This is a genomic window from Ferrovibrio sp., from assembly GCF_035304305.1.
Taxonomy (GTDB): domain Bacteria; phylum Pseudomonadota; class Alphaproteobacteria; order Ferrovibrionales; family Ferrovibrionaceae; genus Ferrovibrio.
Window position 1 is genome coordinate 31,283 of record NZ_DATGQG010000134.1, and the last position, 17,005, is coordinate 48,287.

A 17,005-nucleotide genomic window follows, 5' to 3' on the forward strand; every position below is an offset into this window, starting at 1 on the left:
GGGGAAGGCCGGAAAATAAAGACGATCCGGACCGGTCAGTCCAGAGGCACAGGACCGCCAACCGCGTCAAAAACGGTGATTACAGGTGATCCTGCTCTTCTTCCGCCTGAATGGTCAGGCGCGCCACTTCGCGCTCGACGATGCGCTGCACGATGGTGGCGAGATGGGCGTCCAGCCATTCCTTCAGCATCGGACGCAGCAGTTCCTTCACCAGCTCCTCCAGGGTGCGCTGGCTGTTGCCCAGCCCCATGGCGCGCGAGCCGGCCACGGCGCCGGAAAGCTGCCCCAGATGGGCGGCGGCGCGGGCGGCGGTCGGCGGCGAAACAAGGCCCTCGACCTCGTCGCGGACCACCTCGGTGAGCTCCAGGATATCCTCGCGCGGCTGCATCCGCGGCGGCGGAGGCGGCGGGGCACGACGTGGCGGCGGAGGCGGCGGCGGCTCGTAGGCCGGTTCCGGCTCCGGCGCCGCCATGACCGGCTCGGGCTCGGGTTCCGGCTCCGGCATCGGCTCGGGTTCGAAAGCAGGCTCGGCCTCGGGTTCCGGTTCGGGTTCCGGCTCCGGCATGGCCATCATCGGCTCAGGCTCGGGCTCCGGTTCCATCGCCGGTGGCGGCGCGGGTTCTTCCTCGGCCGGCGGCGCGGCCTGCTGGTCGGCGCCGTCCTCGGAAATGATCCGCCGGATGGAGGCAAGGATTTCCTCCATCGTCGGTTCATTCTGACCAGCTTTAGGATCACTCATCCCGGTGCCTGAAATCCTGCCGTCTATGCCGCTGCCGCGATCCATACCGCAGCATCGCAGGCCCACCCCGGGCCGAATCAGCAGCCCAAGATACGCCCGCGAAGATAACCGAACTGTTAAAGCGGGTTAAGGGATTTTTCCCAAATTCCCGCCAGCTCAGCGTTTTTCACCCGATTCGCGGCGCTTTCCCGTCATTCCGCGTTCAGGCCGCCGTCCGTGCCGAACCATTTGTCACGGACGCGGTCATAGTTCTCGACGGGGTCGTAGTATTCCACCGGCAGGCTCAGCTGGCGCGCACCCAGGCGGCCGATCGCCGAAAGCAGCGTGAAGGCAGCGACATACTCGTCGCGGCGGGCACGCACCTCGGCGACGCGGGCATCGAGATATTCCTGCTCGGCATCCAGCACGTCCAGCGTGGTGCGCGAACCGACCTCGGCTTCCTGCTGCACGCCTTCCAGCGCGATGCGGGCGGCTTCCACCTGGTCGCGCCGCGCGGTGATGTTGGAGCGCGCGGTGGTCAGGTTCTCCCAGGCCTGGGTGACGGACTGGCGAACCAGGCGCCGCTGCTCCTCCACCTGGATGCGGCGCTGGTTGTGGATCTGCTTGCGCTGGCGGGTCTGGCTGTAGACGGAACCGCCCTCATAGAGCGGCACGGTCAGCTGCAGCGCGATGCGGGCTGACTCCGTCTCCAGATTGGCGCGGGTCGTCTCATCGGCCTGGCTGAGCGAACCGGCAACGCTGACGGTCGGCAGCAGCGCGCCGGAAACCGAGCGCACGTCATACTTGGCGGAAACCTCGCGGAACCGCGCGCCGAGCAGGTCGGGATTCTCTTCCAGCGCGATGGCCAGCGCCTCTTCCTCGCTGCGCGGCAGTTCCGGAAGCGGCGGCGGCGGCGTCAGGGTGCCGGGCATCTCGCCGATCACGCGGGCCAGCACGGCACGGCTCGAGACCAGGATGCCCTCCGCCGAGATGCGGTTCGCGGTCGCGCCGCTCAGGCGCGATTCCGCCTGGGCCACGTCGGTGCGCGTGATCTCGCCCACCCGGAAGCGTTCGCGGGTCGCTTCCAGCTGGCGCCGCAGCACCTCTTCGTTATTGCGGTTGAGGTCGAGCACCGCCTGGTTCTGCACTACGTCCATATACGCGGTGACCGCATCGAGCAGTACACGGCGTTCGGTGCTGTAGAGATCCTGCCGGCCGGCCAGCACGAGGGCTTCGGCGGACTCGGTCGCGGCCTGGGTGCGGCCGCCGCGATACAGCGGCTGCGTGACGCTCAGTGTCACCGTCCGCGGGTTGATCGTGTCGGACTGCGTGGTCGGGGTCTGCGGCGTGAATTCCTGGCGCAGCACGCCGGTCTCGCCGGTCAGGCTCACCGTCGGACGCCAGCCCGACAGCGCCTGCGGCACGCCCTCATCGGTGGCTCGCAGCGCGGCGCGGGCGGACAACAGGGTCGGGTTGTTGTTGTAGGCGGCACTCAGCACGTCGGTGAGCGACTGCGCCGATGCGGGCTGCACAAAGCAGACGCCGGCGATGGTGCCAGCCAGAAGAGCCTGTCTGAAGGTCATGAAGCGCATTCGTCCTTTTCCCGTTTCACGCATTTCGGCGCGCCCCAACATGTCCCCGGACTTTTTTTATGCTCTTTTTTAGTACTTCGCGATGCCGGGGTCGATCTGCTCGGCCCAGGCATGAATGCCGCCGGCAAGATTGACCGCCTGCGGAAACCCGTTCTGCCGCAGCCAGCCCGTCACCTGGCGGCTGCGTCCGCCGTGGTGGCACATCACCACCAGCGGCTTGTCGTCCGGCAACTCGTCACTGCGCGCCGGCACCTGCTGCATCGGGATATGTATCGCCCCCGGCAGGGCGCAGATGGCGACTTCCCAATCCTCACGGACGTCCAGCAGCGCGAAATCGCGCCCGGCCTCGTGCCATGCTGCCAGTTCGGACACGCCGATCTCGGCAGGCCCATTCGGGTCAGACATCAGAACACGAAGCCGGCAGGACGCTCGAAACCCGGCAGCAGCGGCGTGCCGGCGTCAAACAGCACGCGCTGCGCAAACAGATGATCGCTGCGCTTCACCAGCACGGCCTGGCCGATCGGCGCATCGAACGGACGCAGCACGCCGACCAGACGGCCGCCATCGGCAAGCTGGTCCAGCAGGGTCTGCGAAATCTCCGGCACGGCACCGGCCAGAAGGATGACGTTGAATGGCCCCTGCTTGGGCAGTCCGGCAGCCAGCGGACCCTCCACCGTCGCCACATTGTCGATGCCGAGCGCCTGCAGCGTCTGGCCTGCCTGCTGCGACAGGGCCGGGTCGGACTCCAGCCCGATCACCGTATTGGCAATGCGGGCAAGCACGGCGGCGTCATAGCCGGTGGCCGAGCCGACCACGAGGGCGACATCGGAGGGCTGGATTTCGGCTTCCTGGATCAGCCGCGCCAGGATCATCGGCTCCATGATGAACCGGCCCGGCGCCACCGCGACATCCTCGTCCATGTAGGCGACACCACGATAGGCCTGCGGCACGAACTGCTCGCGCGGCACCGACGCCATGGCGTCGATGACCTGCTCGTCGATGACCTTGTTGGGGCGCAGCTGCGTCAGCACCATCTGGCGGCGCGCTTCGGCAAATTGACGATCGGCTAGAGCCATAGAGCAGAATCCGGAGCAAAAAGCGGTAAAAGTCAGCCGCTTTATAAAGCTCCGATGGCGGAAAAACAACGGTTCTATTGTGGTTTAGGCCGGATCGGTAACATTCGTCACAACCGCTTGGACGGCAAGGCGGGGCCTTGACCCCGCAGAGGTGAATCCGTACTAAGGGGCCGCTTTCCTGAGGTCTCGTGGCGGAGTGGCTACGCAGCGGATTGCAAATCCGTGTACGCCGGTTCGAATCCGGCCGAGACCTCCACATCCCTTCTGTTCCTGACTTTGTGCCCCGCAGCCGGTAAGCTGCCGTCAGGGAAGATTCGCGGCAGGAGGGGACGATGAGCATCATCGGCTACGGCAGGACCGAAAAGATCGACCACCTGGTCAGCAAGGAGATGCTGGATCGGGACACGGCCCGTAAGCTTCAAAAATTCCTTGAAGAAATCGAGATGGCGATTTTCAACGCCAATCGTGAGGTGATCCACAAGGCGGTCCCCGAGCTGAACCGGGATTCCTTCATGGCCTTCGCCCACCGGGTCGCCGAGGCCCGGGCCCGCTACATCAAGACCGCCCTGGAGCTCGCGGCGAAGCAGAATCCGTCGCCGGAGGATATTGCCGGGCTGAAGGCTGCCCGCGAGGCGAATGACGAACTGGTCTACGCCTTCGAGGCAACGAAACGGGTGATCGAGCGCGGCTATACGAGTATGGGGCGCTAGCCATCCGCGAAGGGCGACGTGCCGCTGGCCAGGTCGAAGACCAGCTGCCAGGGACGCAGCCTTGCGCTCAGCAGCCCGGACCGCACCGCCGGGTCGTCCGCCATCATGCGCTGCGCGGCGGCTTCGTCGGCGCTGTCCAGCACCGCGATGCCGCCGCCGGCATCGTCACGGAACAGCCCGGCAAACAGCAGGCGCCCCTCCTCCATCAGCCGCTGCAGGTAGATCTGGTGATCGTGAAGCGCCTGTCGTGGCGCCGGCTGTCCGGCGGGCCAGGCCGGGCCGCGCTGGTAGTCGATCCAGTACACCGGTCGCGGCTTCGGCATGCTCTGCTCCGTCAGCATTCTCTCCCCGCCGCCCATGCCTGCGCCTGAACCAGGGCCTGCGGATCGACCCTCTCCTCGCCCAGCTGGCGCATGAGCGTGGCGAGATCGTAGTAGAAGCGCTCCTCGACGAACAGCCCGTTGCGGAACCGGACAAACACGGTGAAGGGCAGCACGAAGGCGCGGCCGGTGGGCGCGAGCCCGAGGAACGGCCCGATATGGCACCCGGTATATTGCGGCTCGGCCACGTAGGTCTCGTCATCGATCCAGTGCGCCGAGCCGAGCGATGAGCGCTCGACCACATTGCCGAAGGCCTCCCACCATTGGCGGTAATGCCGTTCAGCGCCGGCCTTTCCGGAAAAGACCTGCCCGGTGGCGAAATCGCGGAAAACGCAGTCTTCATGCAGGGTCGCCATGGTGGCGGCCATGTCATGGGCGTTCTCCGCTGCCAGATGGCGCAGCAGCATGGACTGGTTTGGCGAGGTGCGTGCGGGTGCGCTCATGACGATCCCTCCTGTCGTGATGCTCAGACGCGGCCCGGTCCCGGCTTGTGACAGCGCCCCGGAGCGGGCATGATTTTCCGCTCCGCCGCTCTAGATTCAGGAAACGATGTCCGCCCTGCCCGCCTCCATCGATGATGTCGAAGCCCTGCTGAATGCCGGCGATTACGTCGCCGACCGGCCGCTGGCCACTACGCTGTTCCTGGCCCTGAAAATGGGCCGGCCGCTCTTCCTCGAGGGGGAAGCCGGCGTCGGCAAGACGGAGATCGCCAAGGTGCTGGCGGCGACGCTGAACCGCCGGCTGGTCCGCCTCCAGTGCTACGAAGGGCTCGACCTTTCCTCGGCGGTCTACGAGTGGAACTACCCGCGCCAGATGCTGGAAATCCGCCTGGCGGAAGCAACCGGCGAAGGCGACAAGGGCAGCCTCGGCCGCGATCTTTTCAGCCCGGATTTCCTGATCGAGCGGCCCCTGCTGCAGGCATTGAAACCCGATCCGCAGGGTGCGCCTGTCCTGCTGATCGACGAACTCGACCGCACGGACGAGCCTTTCGAGGCCTATCTGCTGGAAGTGCTCTCCGACTTCCAGATCACCATTCCCGAGATCGGCGCGATCAGGGCGGCCGAGCCGCCAATCGTGATCATCACCTCCAACCGTACCCGCGAGATCCATGACGCGCTGAAGCGGCGCTGCCTGTATTACTGGGTCGACTATCCCAGTGCCGAGCGCGAGCTTGCCATCCTCAACCGCAAGGTTCCCGGCGCGCCGCAGCGGCTGACCCGGGAGATCGTCGCCTTCGTGCAGCATCTGCGCGAGACCGAGCTGTTCAAGCTGCCCGGTGTTGCCGAGACGATCGACTGGACCCGCGCGCTGGCTTTCCTCGACAAGGTCTCGCTCGATCCCGAGACGATCGACAATACGCTTGGCGTGCTGCTGAAATACCAGGACGACATCGCGAAGATGAAAGGCTCGGAGGCTGCCGCGATCCTGCGCCAGGTACAGCAGGACATGGCCGCGCTCGGAGTGTGACATGAACCTGCTGCCCGATCCGCCATCGGCAGCGAAGGACGGCGAAGGCGGCGCCTTCGCGGAGAATGTCGTGCATTTCGTGCGGCTCCTGCGCGCCTCGGGCCTGCCGCTCGGCCCCGGCAAGTCGCTCGACGCCGTGCGCGCCGTGGAGGCCGCCGGCATCCGCCGCCGCGACGATCTCTACTGGACCCTGTTCTCCGTGCTGGTGAACCGCCGCGACCAGCGCGAGCTGTTCGACCAGGCATTCCACATCTTCTGGCGCGACCCGAAGATCCTCGAACGCATGATGGGCCTGCTGCTGCCGGAGGCCGAAGGAACGGCCGAGCCACGCAAAAGCAACGTCTCGCAGCGCCTGCGGCAGGCCCTGCTGCCGGGACGTGGCGAAAGCCGGCAGAAAGGCGGAGAGAAGGAAGTCGAACTGGATGCCACCCTGACCTTCTCGGCCGACGAACTGCTGCAGAAGAAAGATTTCGCCGAAATGTCCGCCGAAGAGCTGGAACAGGCCAAGGCGGCACTGTCGCGGATGGAGTGGCCCTTCCGGCCGGCGAAAACGCGGCGCCTGAAGCCGGACCAGCGCGGCCATCGCATCGACCTGCGGGCCAGCATCCAGGCGAGCCTGCGCTCCGGCGGCACGATCATACCCCTGAAGCGCAAGAGCGCTGCCGAACGGCCGCCGCCGCTGGTCGTGCTCTGCGACATCTCCGGCTCGATGAGCCAGTACAGCCGCATGTTCCTGCATTTCATGCATGCGCTGACCAACGACCGCACGCGCGTGCATTCCTTCCTGTTCGGCACGCGGCTGACCAATATCACGCGGCTGCTGCGGCAGCGCGACGTTGACAAGGCGCTGGCTTCGGTCAGCGAGGCCGTGCCGGACTGGTCTGGCGGCACGCGGATCGGCGCCACCGTGGCGGAATTCAACCGGCTCTGGTCGCGGCGCGTGCTGGGTCAGGGTGCCGTCGTCCTGCTGGTGACCGACGGTCTGGACCGCGAGGGCGGCGCGGGCCTCGCGCGCGAGATGGAGCGGCTGCACAAGTCCTGCCGCCGGCTGATCTGGCTCAATCCGCTGCTGCGCTGGGAGGGGTTCGAGCCGAAAGCGGCCGGCATCCGCGCCATTTTGCCGCAGGTTGACGATTTCCGACCCGTTCACAATCTTGCTTCCATAGCCGATCTGGCGGCCGCGCTCAGCCACGGCAGCGATGCCGGCAACCGGCTGAAGCAGAATCTGGGGAGGATGGCGGCATGAACACCGACCTGAGCGACGACATTCTCGCCACTGCCCTGCAATGGAAGGACAGCGGCAGGGACGTGGCGCTGGCCACCGTGGTGACCACGTGGGGTTCGGCCCCGCGGCCGGTCGGCAGCCAGCTGGCGGTCGATGGCGAAGGCAAGTTCATCGGCTCCGTGTCCGGCGGCTGCATCGAGGGTGCCGTGGTGACGGAAGCGCTGGACGTGATCGCCGACGGCAAACCCCGCCTGCTCGATTTCGGCGTCTCGGACGCGCAGGCCTGGGAAGTCGGCCTCGCCTGCGGCGGCAAGATCCAGATCTACGTGGAGCGGCTGGACGGATGAAACGCGATATCCTCCGGCAACTGCAGCAGGACCGCGCCGAGAAGCGCCCCGTCGTCCTGGCCACCTTCCTGAACAGCGGCGAGCAGCGGCTGCTTTACCTGACCGGCAAGAAGGGCCTGAAGGATCTCGATCCGCGTATCGGCGAGGCAGCGCGCGCGGCCCTGCTGGAAGACAAGCCGCGGACCATCGAGACCGCGCAGGGTCCCCTCTTCCTCAATGTCTTCAATCCGCCATTGCGGCTGATCCTGGTCGGCGCGGTCCATATCGCGCAGGCGCTGGTACCGATGGCCCAGTTCGCCGGCTATGAAGTGGTGGTGATCGATCCGCGAAGCGCCTTCGGCTCGGCCGAGCGCTTTCCCGGCGTGACGCTCTCGAACGACTGGCCGGACGAAGCCATGACGGACCTGAAGCCGGATCTGCGGACGGCCGTGGTGACGCTGACCCATGATCCGAAGATCGACGACCCGGCGCTGATCGCGGCGCTGAAATCCGACGTCTTCTATATCGGCGCGCTGGGCAGCAAGAAAACCCATGCCGCGCGGCTCGAGCGGCTGCGCAGCGCCGGAATCCCCGAGCACGAACTGGCCCGCATCCACGGTCCGGTAGGCCTGAGTATCGGCGCCAAGTCGCCGGCCGAAATCGCCATCTCGATCCTGGCGCAGATGACGGCCGCCCTGCGCCAGCCGGCACCGCGCGAAACCGTGACGGCATAGACATGTTCTTCGGCGTCGTCCCGGTCCGCGAAGCCGTCGGCGGCATTCTCGCCCATACCACAGGCGCCGGCAGCGCCCGCTTCCGGAAGGGGCGCGTCCTGAGCGCCGAGGATACGGCCGCGCTTGAAGCCGCCGGCTTCACGCAGGTGCACATCGCCCGCCTGGAGGCCGGCGACATGGCGGAGGACGAGGCGGCAACGCGGATCGCCGAGGCCAGTGCGGGCCCCGGCGCCCGGGCGGCGGCAGCCTTCACCGGGCGCGCCAATCTCTACGCCGAAGCCGCCGGGCTTGCGCGCATCGACATCGAGCGCGTGCATCAGCTGAATGAACTCGACGAGGCGGTGACCATCGCCACGGTGGAGGATTACGAGCCGATCGAGCCGGGGCAGATGCTGGCAACGGTCAAGATCATCCCCTTCGCCGCGCCGCGCCACATCGTCGAAAGCGGCGAGGCGCTTCTGCGCAATGGCGGCCCCCTGGTGCAGGTCGCGCCCTATCAGCCCCGCAACGCCGGCCTGATCCTCACCCGCGTGGCGGATACCAAGGACAGCGTGCTGACCAAGACCGAACAGGCCGTTGCCGTGCGCCTCGCCCATATGGGCAGCCGCATCGGCGCCGTCCGTATCGTCGATCACGACGATGCCGCGGTCGCCGCGGCCATCGCCGAACTGAGGGCCGAGGATTGTGCGCCCATCCTGATCTTCGGCGCCTCGGCCACCGTCGACCGGCTGGACATGATCCCGGCCGGGCTCACCCGCGCCGGCGGCATCGTCGAGCAGTTCGGCATGCCGGTCGACCCTGGCAACCTGCTGATGCTGGGCCGCCATGACGAGGTGCCGGTAGTGGGCGTTCCCGGCTGCGCGCGCTCGCCCAAGCTGAACGGCTTCGACTGGGTGCTGCAGCGCATATGCGCCGGAATCCCGGTAACGCGGCGGGACATCGCCCGCATGGGCGCCGGCGGACTGCTCAAGGAAATCCCCAGCCGGCCGATGCCGCGGGACGGTGCGGCCGGAGCTGGGCCGCAGCAGCCGCGCCGGCCGCGGGTGGCCGCCCTGATCCTGGCCGCCGGGCTGTCGCGGCGCTTCGGCAGCGACCACAAGCTGCTGGCCGACCTCGACGGCAAGCCGGTGATCCGCCATGTGGTGGAAGCCGCCCTGGCCTCCTCCGCCCGCCCCGTCATCCTCGTGACCGGCCATCGTGCCGCCGAGGTGGAGGCAGCAGCCGGGGCCGGCGACCTGACCCGGGTGACCAATCCCGCCCATGCCGAGGGCCTTGCCTCCTCGCTGCAGGCCGGCCTGAAGGCGCTGCCCCCGGAGATCGACGGGGTGCTGGTCTGCCTCGGAGATATGCCGGATATCCGGGCCGAAGTGCTGGAAAAGCTGGTTGCGGCCTTCAACCCGACCGAAGGCCGGGCCATCTGCCTGCCAGTCCATAACGGCAAGCGGGGCAACCCGGTCCTCTGGGGAACGCAGTTCCTTCCCGAGCTCCTGCGGCTGGAGGGCGATGCGGGCGCCCGCAGCCTCCTGGTGCCCCATGCGGACTGGATCTGCGAGGTGCCGGTGGACGATCCTGGCATCCTTCGGGACTATGATACTCCGGAGATGCTGGCCCGCCGCCGGATTTCGGAAACCTGACGCAAGTCCCTCTCGGTTAATGGAATATTAGAAACAAAAGCTCCATTAACTAAGTCTCGCGGCTTTTGCCGCAGGAGGGAATTTGCCATAGTGGGCAGGCTGCGGGGGTAGAATTCTACAGCTTAGATCGGCGGGTTGCCGCCCTCTCCACGACCGTTACCGGAGAAAGCGACCGTTTCGATGAGCGAAGCGATTATTCAAAATCAGCCGTCGTTCGACGACGAGAAGATGTTCACCGACTTCGACCGTCTTGTCCGCGGCAAGATCTTCGGCGGTCGTCTGGCGGCGATCATCCAGTTCGTCAATCCCAAGACCTTCGAGCGCAACCGCGAAAGTTACAACATCGTGGTGCATGCGATCCGGTCGCTGATGTCGAAATACGAAGGCACCTTCTACACGCTGCACGATTATTCAATCGTCCTGTTTGCCCGGCTTTCGGAGCGCTTCTTCGATCAGACCTTCGAAAAGCTGGTGCTCGAGATCGATGATGTTCTGACTCGAAACAACATTGCCATCGGCCTCACCCCCGAGGAAGCCGAGAACGCCGTCCGCTGGTATCGCTTCGACAGCCAGTTCGAGGAACTGCAGGAGCTGATGGACACCATCCAGCAGCGCTACCGCACCTTCTCCGAACGCCGCAAGCGCCTGCTCGCCAAGGCCGGCACCGCCGCCGGCCAGGGCGAAGGTGTTCCGCTGACGCCCGGCGCGCTGCAGCAGATCGACGACATCCTGAAGAAGGCCGATGTCTCGACTTTCATGAAACGGCAGCCGGTGGCGCTGTGCTTCGGCAACCAGCCACCGAAGCCGATCTTCCACGAGATCTTCGTCGGCGTGAACGAGCTGCGCCAGGCGATCGCGCCCAACGTCAATCTCCGCGGCGCCCGCTCGCTGTTCCATCACCTGACCCGCACGCTCGACACCCGCGTCTTCCGCGCCCTGCTGGACGGCTACGTGACCCGCAGCAGCGGCCCGTTCAGCATCAACGTGAATGTCAGCACGGTGCTGAGCGACACCTTCCGCGACTTTGACAGCCGCATCGGCAACATCGTGAAGAAGGAACAGATTATCATCGAGCTGCAACGCTACGATGTGTTCTGGGATTACTCGGAATATCTGCTGGCCTGCGAGTTCCTGCACAATTCCGGCTATCGCATCCTGATCGACGGCATCACGCCGGACCTGCTGCAGATGTTCGGCCGCGCCGAGCTGCGGGCGGATTTCATCAAGCTGTTCTTCTTCAAGGACCGGATCGACGACTGGACCGACAAGGAACTGGCCAGCCGCGTCGCGGAGATCGATGCCAACCGCATCATCATGGCCCGCTGCGAGAGCGAAGAGGCGCTCAAGGCCGGCATGGCGGCGGGCATCCGCCTGTTTCAGGGCTGGCATATCGACAACATGATCCGCGCCTCGCGCGAAGTCGTGAACTGACGCGCATCGCCGCGTCTCCGTTTTTTCTCAACATTGGTGCAGTCTCATGTGGAACCGGTCCAACCCCAGCCCGAAGCAGTCCGACAACAGCCAGGTTACCGAGTTCCGCGCTCCGCAGGCTGCGACGCCTGCCGCCGCCAAGAAGGCCATCAGCTCGAAGGATAGCGAGCGGATCGAGAAGATCCTCGCCAGCATCGCCATCGACACCTCGCAGACCTTCAATGCGATGCTGGATTCGCTGATGGGCGAACGCCCGGTCTCGCATCACGAAAGCAGCCAGACCCGCGATTTCATCGCCACGGTGTTCGAAGACATCCGCCAGGAGAGCAACCGCGACGCCGTGGTGCTGGCACGCAAGTTCGCCGACATGTGCATGCGCGCTGCCGACCAGCTGAACGACAACCACCAGCGCACCGTGGCGCGCTGCGTCAGCGAACTGTTCGAGCAGTTCGCCGCCAAGCTAGACCATCGCGAGCCGGCCAATTCCAACTGAGTGACGGAAACCGGGGCGGCCTAGGCCGCCCGGGGCCGGTACATCTCGAGCTCTTCGAGGAAGTTCTCGGCAAGCGGCCGCGGATCTTCGCCCGTCGCTTCCTTGAACAGCGCCACATCTTCCTTGCCAAGCCGCAGGATCGGCCGGATCAGCCCGTTGAAGAACAGGTAGAATTCGCGGTCGCCGAAAGGCAGCGCCTGGCCGTCGAAGGGGCGCTCGACATAGACATTGGACGACAGCCCGACCGCAGTCGGATCGTGCTGCATCACCTTCATCACCCACTCGCGGCGGGACTCGAACACACGGAACGCGCGCATGACGCGCACCATGACCCGGAAGAAGATCTTCTTGGCACGGGGATCGGCATAGAAGGCCGCCCAGTCGAGATTGCCGCCCTGGGCCTGGCGGATTTCCTCGGCCAGGGCTGCCGCCTCTTCCGCCATCACGTCGACATCGTCGCCGAACAGCGAACGCACAAAGAAGAAATAGTTGCCGATCAGGCGGCGGTCGAGTTTCTCCTCCGCGAACAGCACGTCCAGCGGATGCACCAGCAGGCGGCCGAAGGCATTAACCCGGGCGCCGCGGCGGTTATCCTCGTCGATGACCTTCAGCAGGCCATCATAGGAGGCGCGGTAGAAATGGTCGTAGTCGGGCGAGGTCTTCATCGCCTCGACAAGTTGTTTCAGGCTCTCCAGCGTCACATTGCCATGCATGGTGGCGCCCTGAACCAGGGCGTCGAGCAGCTTGTTGGCCATCTGGCGGAGATAATCGGGGCCGCGGATCAGCATCTTGTCGGCTTGGGCATGGGATGGTCGGCGCGAGGCCAGCGTTCTGCGAAACCTTTTCACCGGCTGCGACGAATCCGCCGCCGGTAGGCCGAGTTTATGCCGTAGCCCCGAGGGATGCGAGGTAATTCTTAACAAGCCGGACCCGCGCGCATGAGGACGAATCCATCCTAGAGCTCCTGTCCCCCTGCCGTTGCGACCGTTCGGTGGCGCGGCTACAGTGCGGCCTCATCCAACAGTCATGCCGTCGCCCTCCTCACCCCGCACGTTTTCATGAGCCTTATTCTGACGCTTTCCTGCCAGGACCGGCCGGGCATTGTTGCCGCCGTCTCCGGCTTTCTCGCTTCCAACCGCTTCAACATCCGCGATTCGGCACAGTTCGGCGATTCCGAAACCGGGCTGTTCTTCATGCGGGTCAGTTTCGAGGATCTCGATGGCGGCCGTTCCGCCGAACAGGTGCGCGCCGCCTTCTCGCCGGTCGCGGCCCCCTTTAGCATGACCTGGAGCATCCACGACGAAGCGGTGCGCTCGCGGCTGCTGATCATGGTGTCGCGCTTCGGCCACTGCCTGAACGATCTGCTCTACCGCTATTCCATCGGCGCCCTGCCCGTCGACATCGTCGCCGTGGTGTCGAATCACCGCGACTGGTACCAGCGTGCCGCGGTCCATGACATTCCCTATCATCACTGGCCGGTGACGCCGGGCAGCAAGGAGCGGCAGGAAGGCATGCTGCGCGACCTGATCGAACAGGAGCGCGTGGATCTGGTGGTGCTCGCCCGCTACATGCAGGTGCTCTCGCCCGATCTCTGCAACGCCTATCCTGGCCGCATCATCAACATCCATCATTCCTTCCTGCCCAGCTTCAAGGGCGCCAAGCCCTACCAGCAGGCTCATGCCCGCGGCGTGAAGCTGATCGGCGCGACGGCGCATTATGTGACCGACGATCTCGACGAGGGCCCGATCATCGAACAGGAAGTCGCGCGGGTGGACCACGCCCATTCGCCCGAGCAGCTCGCTGCCGTCGGCCGCGACATAGAAAGCACCGTGCTGGCGCGTGCCGTGAAATATCATGTCGAGCACCGGATCTTCCTGAACGGCAACCGCACGGTGGTTTTCCGGAGCTGAGAAACGAACGGAGGCTGGCGATGATCGACCACATTTCCCTCGCGGTCCGGGATCTCGCCAGCAGTGCCGCTTTCTACGAAGCCGTGCTGGCGCCATTGGGCTACAGGAAGCTGGTCGAACGGCCGGCCAGCATCGGCTTCGGAAAAAAGTACCCCGAGATCTGGCTGAACGCCCGGCCGGACATGGCGCCGATACCGGAGGATACCGGCGCCCATGTCGCGCTGCGGGCCCGCGACACTGCCGCGGTGGAAGCCTTCCATTCCGCCGCCCTCCGGCTCGGCGGCCGCGATGACGGTGCCCCGGGGCCGCGCCAGGCGGCCATGACCGGCTATTTCGCTGCCTTTATCCGCGATCCCGACGGCAACCGGATCGAAGCGGCCTGCTTCCCCGCCACCTGATCTGCGCCGGCGTTTTCCGGCTGATCCGCAAACTGCCGGCAGAAGCTGCCGGAACAGCCGGCGTATCCCTGCGTTGTCTCTGACAGCCAGCCGGCTGCCAGCACCGCGTTTAAGGGAGAATGACATGCCCCATGTCACCGAGAAGCTTCATCAGGATCACGAAAAAGTAGAGAAGATGTTCAAAAAACTGCTGCAAACCAAGGATGACGATGCATCCACGCGGCAGAAACTCTGCCAGCAGATCGCCACCGAGCTGCGGGCGCATATGGAATTCGAGGAGAAGGTCTTCTATCCGGCACTGCGCCAGGCCGGTGACGGCGCCGGCGAGAAGGTCCGCCATTCCGTCCACGAGCATAACGAGGCGAAGCAACTGCTCGATCAGCTGATCAGCTGCGATCCGAAATCGGAAGAGTTTCTCGACATCGCCGGCCAGCTGCAGGAAGCGGTCGAACACCACGTCCGCGAGGAAGAGGATTCCATCTTCGACCTCGCCCAGGAGAAGCTGGAGGACGGCGACGCCGAGCAGATGGCGATGCGGCATGACACGATGGCCCGGGAATACAAGCAGCAGCATGCAGCGCGTTAATCCCTCGCCGGCCGGCGCGAGCCGGCCGGCAGCCACCTTTGTCTGAGGTCGGAGATGAGTGACAGGAAGAGCGACAAGAACTTCGATCGCGAGCAGCAGCTTGAATGGCGCATCCGCGACCGGGCCTATCGCCTCTGGGAAGAGGAAGGCCGTCCAGAGGGACGCGAGATGGAACACTGGCAGATGGCCCGCGAGCTGATCGCGCAGCAGGACAACCAGGAACTGGCCACCAAACCCAATCCGGCCGCCGAAGGCAGCGATCGCGCCACCCGCGACGAGCCCGTCGAGCCCCTGCTCGCGGTGGACAACCTCGGCGATCTGCCGGGCCTCGCCGATCAGGGCGAGGACTCCGCCTATCCGAAAGAGCGGCCGGCGGCACGCAAGCGCAAGCCCTCGGCGGCGAAAACCGCAAAACCATCGGACGCCGCCCGGTAGGAGGCGCCCAGCGTTCCCACCCGCCGGCACGCTGGCGCCCATCAGGCGGGCGAGCTAAACCATGACCGGTCCAGACCGTCGACGGTTCCTGATCACCAGCGGCGCCTTGCTGGGCGCCGGTGCCGCCCTTCCCGCCATCGCCCGGCCCGGGCACCACGTCGACCTTGCCCTGGTGCTCGCCGCCGACTGTTCCGGCAGCGTCAGCAGTGATGACTACACGTTGCAACAGGAGGGCTATGCCGACGCCTTCCGTCGCCCGGAGGTGGTCAAGGCAATCCGCTCCGGCATCAACGGCGCGATCGCCGCCTGTTATTTCCAGTGGTCAGGTTATGACCTGCACAATCTCATCGTGCCATGGTCGATCCTGCGCGGCGACGACAGCATCGCCACCTTCGCGACGGCCCTGCAGCATGCCGAGCGCCGCCTCAACAGCGGCGGTACGGCCCCCGGTGGCGCAATCGCCTTCGGCCGCCGGCTGCTGAACGCCACGCCTGCGCCGGCTCTGCGGCAGGTGATCGATATCTCCGGTGACGGCCGCACCAATACCGGCCCGCCGCCGGATCCCGACCGCGAGGCCGCGCTGGCCAGCGGGATCACGATCAACGGTCTGCCGATCGAGAACCAGGAACCGCAGCTGGAGGAGTATTACCGCGAACATATCATCGGCGGGCCCGGCGCCTTCCTGGTGCCGGCGCGCGATTTCACCGCGTTTCGTGAGGCCATCCGCCGCAAACTGGTGCAGGAAATCGCCGGCCTTCACACAGGCGACAGCAGTCGCTTCGGCTAGCGGTACTTACTCCACCGCGCCGCTGCCGAGACTGCGAGCGATCTTCTTGAGCAGGCGCAGCAGGGTTGCCCGCTCCGTCGTGCTCAGCGACGCTACGATATTCTCCTCATGGCGCCGGACCTTCACGATCAGGTCGTCCAGCAGCGCCTCGCCCTTCTCGCTCAGCGACAGCGCATAGGTGCGCCGGTCGGCGGCGGTGCGTTCGCGCCGGATCAGGCCCTTGCGTTCCAGCTGATCCAGCGCAGGCGTGAGCGTGGACTTGTCCAGCCCGACGGCGCGACTGAGATCGGTCTGGTTGATCCCGGGATTGTGCTTGAGCAGCATCAGCAGGCTGAAACGCCCTGGCGTCAGCTCGCCCATGCGGTCGGCCAGCCGCCCGACGATCCGGGCAAAATCCTCGAACACCGCCACCTGCGCGATGCGCAGATTGTAGCCATAAAAGCCGGGCAGAGGGCCACGGTCGATCCTGCGCGGCGCGGCGCCGCTGCGCCTCGCTCCGCGCTGAGCCACCGCTGCCTTGTCCGGGGAGGTCTTCATAGCGCCTCTATGACCCATGACGTCATGGCGGGTCAATTCATCTGGCTGGGCAAAAACAGCGCAATGGCGGGAAACATCACCAGCAGGGCCAGCCGGACAAGGTCGACCAGGATAAAGGGCATCACGCCCTTGTAGATCTCCCACAGGCTGACATCCCGGGCGATGGAGTTGATCACGAAGACGTTGATGCCGACCGGCGGCATGACCATGCCCAGGGTGGTCACCATGACGATGATGACGCCGAACCAGATCGGGTCGAAACCAAGCTGCAGCATCACCGGATAGATGATCGGCACCGTCACCAGGATGATAGCCAGCTCGTCCATCAGCGCGCCGAGGATCAGGTACATGATCAGGATCAGCGTCAGCACGCCGTAGGGGCCAATCGGCAGGCTGGTCAGGAAATCGCTGACATTCTGCGGCGTCTGGGTGATGACCAGGAAATAGCCGAACAGGAAGGCGCCGACCACAATGGTGAAGATCGAAGCCGAAGTGCGGACCGCGTCGATCAGCGCCGCCCGGATCTTCGGCCAGTCCAGTCGGCCGCGCAGGATACCGATGATGAG

Annotated in this window: 22 protein-coding genes and 1 tRNA gene; 14 read left to right on the forward strand and 9 right to left on the reverse strand. The window is 65.6% G+C overall.

The window, feature by feature from the left end; translation table 11 throughout:
- Nucleotides 1-79: 79 nt before the first annotated feature.
- From VKZ87_RS15290 to VKZ87_RS15305, 4 genes are all read right to left on the reverse strand, one after another.
- The gene (locus VKZ87_RS15290; RefSeq protein WP_324222129.1) at nt 80-703 is read right to left on the reverse strand and encodes a DUF2497 domain-containing protein; all 624 of its coding nucleotides are present in this window, start codon (nt 701-703) and stop codon (nt 80-82) included.
- Between the two features lie 227 nt (nt 704-930).
- Nucleotides 931-2,301, reverse strand: a complete 1,371-nt coding sequence (locus VKZ87_RS15295; RefSeq protein WP_324222130.1) for a TolC family outer membrane protein — start codon at nt 2,299-2,301, stop codon at nt 931-933.
- A gap of 78 nt (nt 2,302-2,379) precedes the next feature.
- Nucleotides 2,380-2,715: a rhodanese-like domain-containing protein gene (locus VKZ87_RS15300; protein WP_324222131.1), complete on the reverse strand. Its 336-nt coding sequence runs from the start codon at nt 2,713-2,715 to the stop codon at nt 2,380-2,382.
- Nucleotides 2,715-3,386, reverse strand: a complete 672-nt coding sequence (locus tag VKZ87_RS15305) for a protein-L-isoaspartate O-methyltransferase (protein ID WP_324222132.1) — start codon at nt 3,384-3,386, stop codon at nt 2,715-2,717. The genes VKZ87_RS15300 and VKZ87_RS15305 overlap by 1 nt, the downstream gene beginning before the upstream one ends.
- Before the next feature lie 182 nt (nt 3,387-3,568).
- Between VKZ87_RS15305 and VKZ87_RS15310 the strand changes: the two genes are divergently transcribed.
- Both VKZ87_RS15310 and VKZ87_RS15315 read left to right on the forward strand, forming a co-directional pair.
- Nucleotides 3,569-3,642 (forward strand) — tRNA-Cys (locus VKZ87_RS15310).
- Nucleotides 3,643-3,718: 76 nt separating this feature from the next.
- Nucleotides 3,719-4,096, forward strand: coding sequence for a hypothetical protein (locus VKZ87_RS15315; protein WP_324222133.1), 378 nt, complete (start codon nt 3,719-3,721; stop codon nt 4,094-4,096).
- Here VKZ87_RS15315 and VKZ87_RS15320 read toward each other — a convergent pair.
- Together VKZ87_RS15320 and VKZ87_RS15325 are read right to left on the reverse strand one after the other, a co-directional pair.
- Nucleotides 4,093-4,419, reverse strand: coding sequence for a YciI family protein (locus tag VKZ87_RS15320; RefSeq protein ID WP_324222134.1), 327 nt, complete (start codon nt 4,417-4,419; stop codon nt 4,093-4,095). The two genes, VKZ87_RS15315 and VKZ87_RS15320, sit on opposite strands and share 4 nt — an antisense overlap.
- A gap of 11 nt (nt 4,420-4,430) precedes the next feature.
- Nucleotides 4,431-4,919, reverse strand: coding sequence for an ester cyclase (locus VKZ87_RS15325; protein ID WP_324222135.1), 489 nt, complete (start codon nt 4,917-4,919; stop codon nt 4,431-4,433).
- A gap of 106 nt (nt 4,920-5,025) precedes the next feature.
- Between VKZ87_RS15325 and VKZ87_RS15330 the strand changes: the two genes are divergently transcribed.
- The 7 genes from VKZ87_RS15330 to VKZ87_RS15360 all read left to right on the forward strand — a co-directional run bounded on the left by VKZ87_RS15330 (nt 5,026) and on the right by VKZ87_RS15360 (nt 11,786).
- A complete protein-coding gene (locus tag VKZ87_RS15330; protein ID WP_324222136.1) occupies nt 5,026-5,943 on the forward strand; it encodes a MoxR family ATPase in 918 nt (305 codons plus the stop codon).
- Nucleotide 5,944: 1 nt separating this feature from the next.
- Nucleotides 5,945-7,189 carry a VWA domain-containing protein gene (locus VKZ87_RS15335; RefSeq protein WP_324222137.1) on the forward strand — a complete coding sequence of 415 codons (1,245 nt, stop codon included), beginning with the start codon at nt 5,945-5,947 and terminating at the stop codon, nt 7,187-7,189.
- Nucleotides 7,186-7,515 carry an XdhC family protein gene (locus tag VKZ87_RS15340; RefSeq protein WP_324222138.1) on the forward strand — a complete coding sequence of 110 codons (330 nt, stop codon included), beginning with the start codon at nt 7,186-7,188 and terminating at the stop codon, nt 7,513-7,515. Before VKZ87_RS15335 ends, VKZ87_RS15340 begins: the two co-directional genes overlap by 4 nt.
- The gene (locus tag VKZ87_RS15345) at nt 7,512-8,228 is read left to right on the forward strand and encodes an XdhC family protein (protein ID WP_324222139.1); all 717 of its coding nucleotides are present in this window, start codon (nt 7,512-7,514) and stop codon (nt 8,226-8,228) included. The genes VKZ87_RS15340 and VKZ87_RS15345 overlap by 4 nt, the downstream gene beginning before the upstream one ends.
- Nucleotides 8,229-8,230: 2 nt before the next feature.
- Complete coding sequence (locus VKZ87_RS15350; RefSeq protein WP_324222140.1) at nt 8,231-9,862, forward strand: molybdopterin-binding/glycosyltransferase family 2 protein; 1,632 nt, start codon at nt 8,231-8,233, stop codon at nt 9,860-9,862.
- A gap of 180 nt (nt 9,863-10,042) precedes the next feature.
- Entirely contained in the window at nt 10,043-11,293 is a 1,251-nt protein-coding gene (locus VKZ87_RS15355; protein ID WP_324222141.1) for a hypothetical protein, read from the forward strand.
- Between the two features lie 46 nt (nt 11,294-11,339).
- Nucleotides 11,340-11,786 carry a hypothetical protein gene (locus tag VKZ87_RS15360; protein WP_324222142.1) on the forward strand — a complete coding sequence of 149 codons (447 nt, stop codon included), beginning with the start codon at nt 11,340-11,342 and terminating at the stop codon, nt 11,784-11,786.
- A 20-nt stretch (nt 11,787-11,806) separates the two neighbouring features.
- Here the strand turns inward: VKZ87_RS15360 and VKZ87_RS15365 are convergent, their stop codons facing one another.
- A complete protein-coding gene (locus tag VKZ87_RS15365) occupies nt 11,807-12,634 on the reverse strand; it encodes a hypothetical protein (RefSeq protein WP_324222143.1) in 828 nt (275 codons plus the stop codon).
- A 210-nt stretch (nt 12,635-12,844) separates the two neighbouring features.
- Here VKZ87_RS15365 and purU point away from each other — a divergent pair, with 210 nt between their 5' ends.
- The 5 genes from purU (at nt 12,845) to VKZ87_RS15390 (ending at nt 15,902) form a co-directional block, all read left to right on the forward strand.
- Nucleotides 12,845-13,696 carry a formyltetrahydrofolate deformylase gene (gene purU / locus VKZ87_RS15370; RefSeq protein ID WP_324222144.1) on the forward strand — a complete coding sequence of 284 codons (852 nt, stop codon included), beginning with the start codon at nt 12,845-12,847 and terminating at the stop codon, nt 13,694-13,696.
- 20 nt (nt 13,697-13,716) lie between these two features.
- Entirely contained in the window at nt 13,717-14,094 is a 378-nt protein-coding gene (locus VKZ87_RS15375; RefSeq protein WP_324222145.1) for a VOC family protein, read from the forward strand.
- Between the two features lie 124 nt (nt 14,095-14,218).
- On the forward strand, nt 14,219-14,680 hold the full coding sequence (locus VKZ87_RS15380) for a hemerythrin domain-containing protein (protein WP_324222146.1): 462 nt from the start codon (nt 14,219-14,221) through the stop codon (nt 14,678-14,680).
- 54 nt (nt 14,681-14,734) lie between these two features.
- Nucleotides 14,735-15,115, forward strand: coding sequence for a DUF2934 domain-containing protein (locus VKZ87_RS15385; RefSeq protein ID WP_324222147.1), 381 nt, complete (start codon nt 14,735-14,737; stop codon nt 15,113-15,115).
- A gap of 61 nt (nt 15,116-15,176) precedes the next feature.
- Nucleotides 15,177-15,902 (forward strand): DUF1194 domain-containing protein, encoded by a 726-nt coding sequence (locus tag VKZ87_RS15390; protein ID WP_324222148.1) that lies wholly within the window; start codon nt 15,177-15,179, stop codon nt 15,900-15,902.
- 6 nt (nt 15,903-15,908) lie between these two features.
- Here VKZ87_RS15390 and VKZ87_RS15395 read toward each other — a convergent pair whose 3' ends face one another.
- Complete coding sequence (locus VKZ87_RS15395; protein WP_324222149.1) at nt 15,909-16,439, reverse strand: MarR family transcriptional regulator; 531 nt, start codon at nt 16,437-16,439, stop codon at nt 15,909-15,911.
- A gap of 32 nt (nt 16,440-16,471) precedes the next feature.
- Nucleotides 16,472-17,005: TRAP transporter large permease subunit (locus tag VKZ87_RS15400; protein WP_324222150.1), on the reverse strand; the 534-nt coding region annotated here is incomplete at its 5' end.

Bases quoted from the DNA above. Each gene is read 5' to 3' on its own strand.
- VKZ87_RS15320 (WP_324222134.1), bottom strand. From the start codon at position 4,419: ATGCCGAAGCCGCGACCGGTGTACTGGATCGACTACCAGCGCGGCCCG.
- VKZ87_RS15360 (WP_324222142.1), top strand. From the start codon at position 11,340: ATGTGGAACCGGTCCAACCCCAGCCCGAAGCAGTCCGACAACAGCCAG.
- VKZ87_RS15375 (WP_324222145.1), top strand. From the start codon at position 13,717: ATGATCGACCACATTTCCCTCGCGGTCCGGGATCTCGCCAGCAGTGCC.
- VKZ87_RS15390 (WP_324222148.1), top strand. From the start codon at position 15,177: ATGACCGGTCCAGACCGTCGACGGTTCCTGATCACCAGCGGCGCCTTG.
- VKZ87_RS15300 (WP_324222131.1), bottom strand. From the start codon at position 2,715: ATGTCTGACCCGAATGGGCCTGCCGAGATCGGCGTGTCCGAACTGGCA.
- VKZ87_RS15305 (WP_324222132.1), bottom strand. From the start codon at position 3,386: ATGGCTCTAGCCGATCGTCAATTTGCCGAAGCGCGCCGCCAGATGGTG.
- purU (WP_324222144.1), top strand. From the start codon at position 12,845: ATGAGCCTTATTCTGACGCTTTCCTGCCAGGACCGGCCGGGCATTGTT.
- VKZ87_RS15315 (WP_324222133.1), top strand. From the start codon at position 3,719: ATGAGCATCATCGGCTACGGCAGGACCGAAAAGATCGACCACCTGGTC.
- VKZ87_RS15340 (WP_324222138.1), top strand. From the start codon at position 7,186: ATGAACACCGACCTGAGCGACGACATTCTCGCCACTGCCCTGCAATGG.
- VKZ87_RS15385 (WP_324222147.1), top strand. From the start codon at position 14,735: ATGAGTGACAGGAAGAGCGACAAGAACTTCGATCGCGAGCAGCAGCTT.
- VKZ87_RS15355 (WP_324222141.1), top strand. From the start codon at position 10,043: ATGAGCGAAGCGATTATTCAAAATCAGCCGTCGTTCGACGACGAGAAG.
- VKZ87_RS15335 (WP_324222137.1), top strand. From the start codon at position 5,945: ATGAACCTGCTGCCCGATCCGCCATCGGCAGCGAAGGACGGCGAAGGC.
- VKZ87_RS15330 (WP_324222136.1), top strand. From the start codon at position 5,026: ATGTCCGCCCTGCCCGCCTCCATCGATGATGTCGAAGCCCTGCTGAAT.
- VKZ87_RS15295 (WP_324222130.1), bottom strand. From the start codon at position 2,301: ATGACCTTCAGACAGGCTCTTCTGGCTGGCACCATCGCCGGCGTCTGC.
- VKZ87_RS15395 (WP_324222149.1), bottom strand. From the start codon at position 16,439: ATGAAGACCTCCCCGGACAAGGCAGCGGTGGCTCAGCGCGGAGCGAGG.
- VKZ87_RS15290 (WP_324222129.1), bottom strand. From the start codon at position 703: ATGGAGGAAATCCTTGCCTCCATCCGGCGGATCATTTCCGAGGACGGC.
- VKZ87_RS15325 (WP_324222135.1), bottom strand. From the start codon at position 4,919: ATGAGCGCACCCGCACGCACCTCGCCAAACCAGTCCATGCTGCTGCGC.
- VKZ87_RS15350 (WP_324222140.1), top strand. From the start codon at position 8,231: ATGTTCTTCGGCGTCGTCCCGGTCCGCGAAGCCGTCGGCGGCATTCTC.
- VKZ87_RS15380 (WP_324222146.1), top strand. From the start codon at position 14,219: ATGCCCCATGTCACCGAGAAGCTTCATCAGGATCACGAAAAAGTAGAG.
- VKZ87_RS15345 (WP_324222139.1), top strand. From the start codon at position 7,512: ATGAAACGCGATATCCTCCGGCAACTGCAGCAGGACCGCGCCGAGAAG.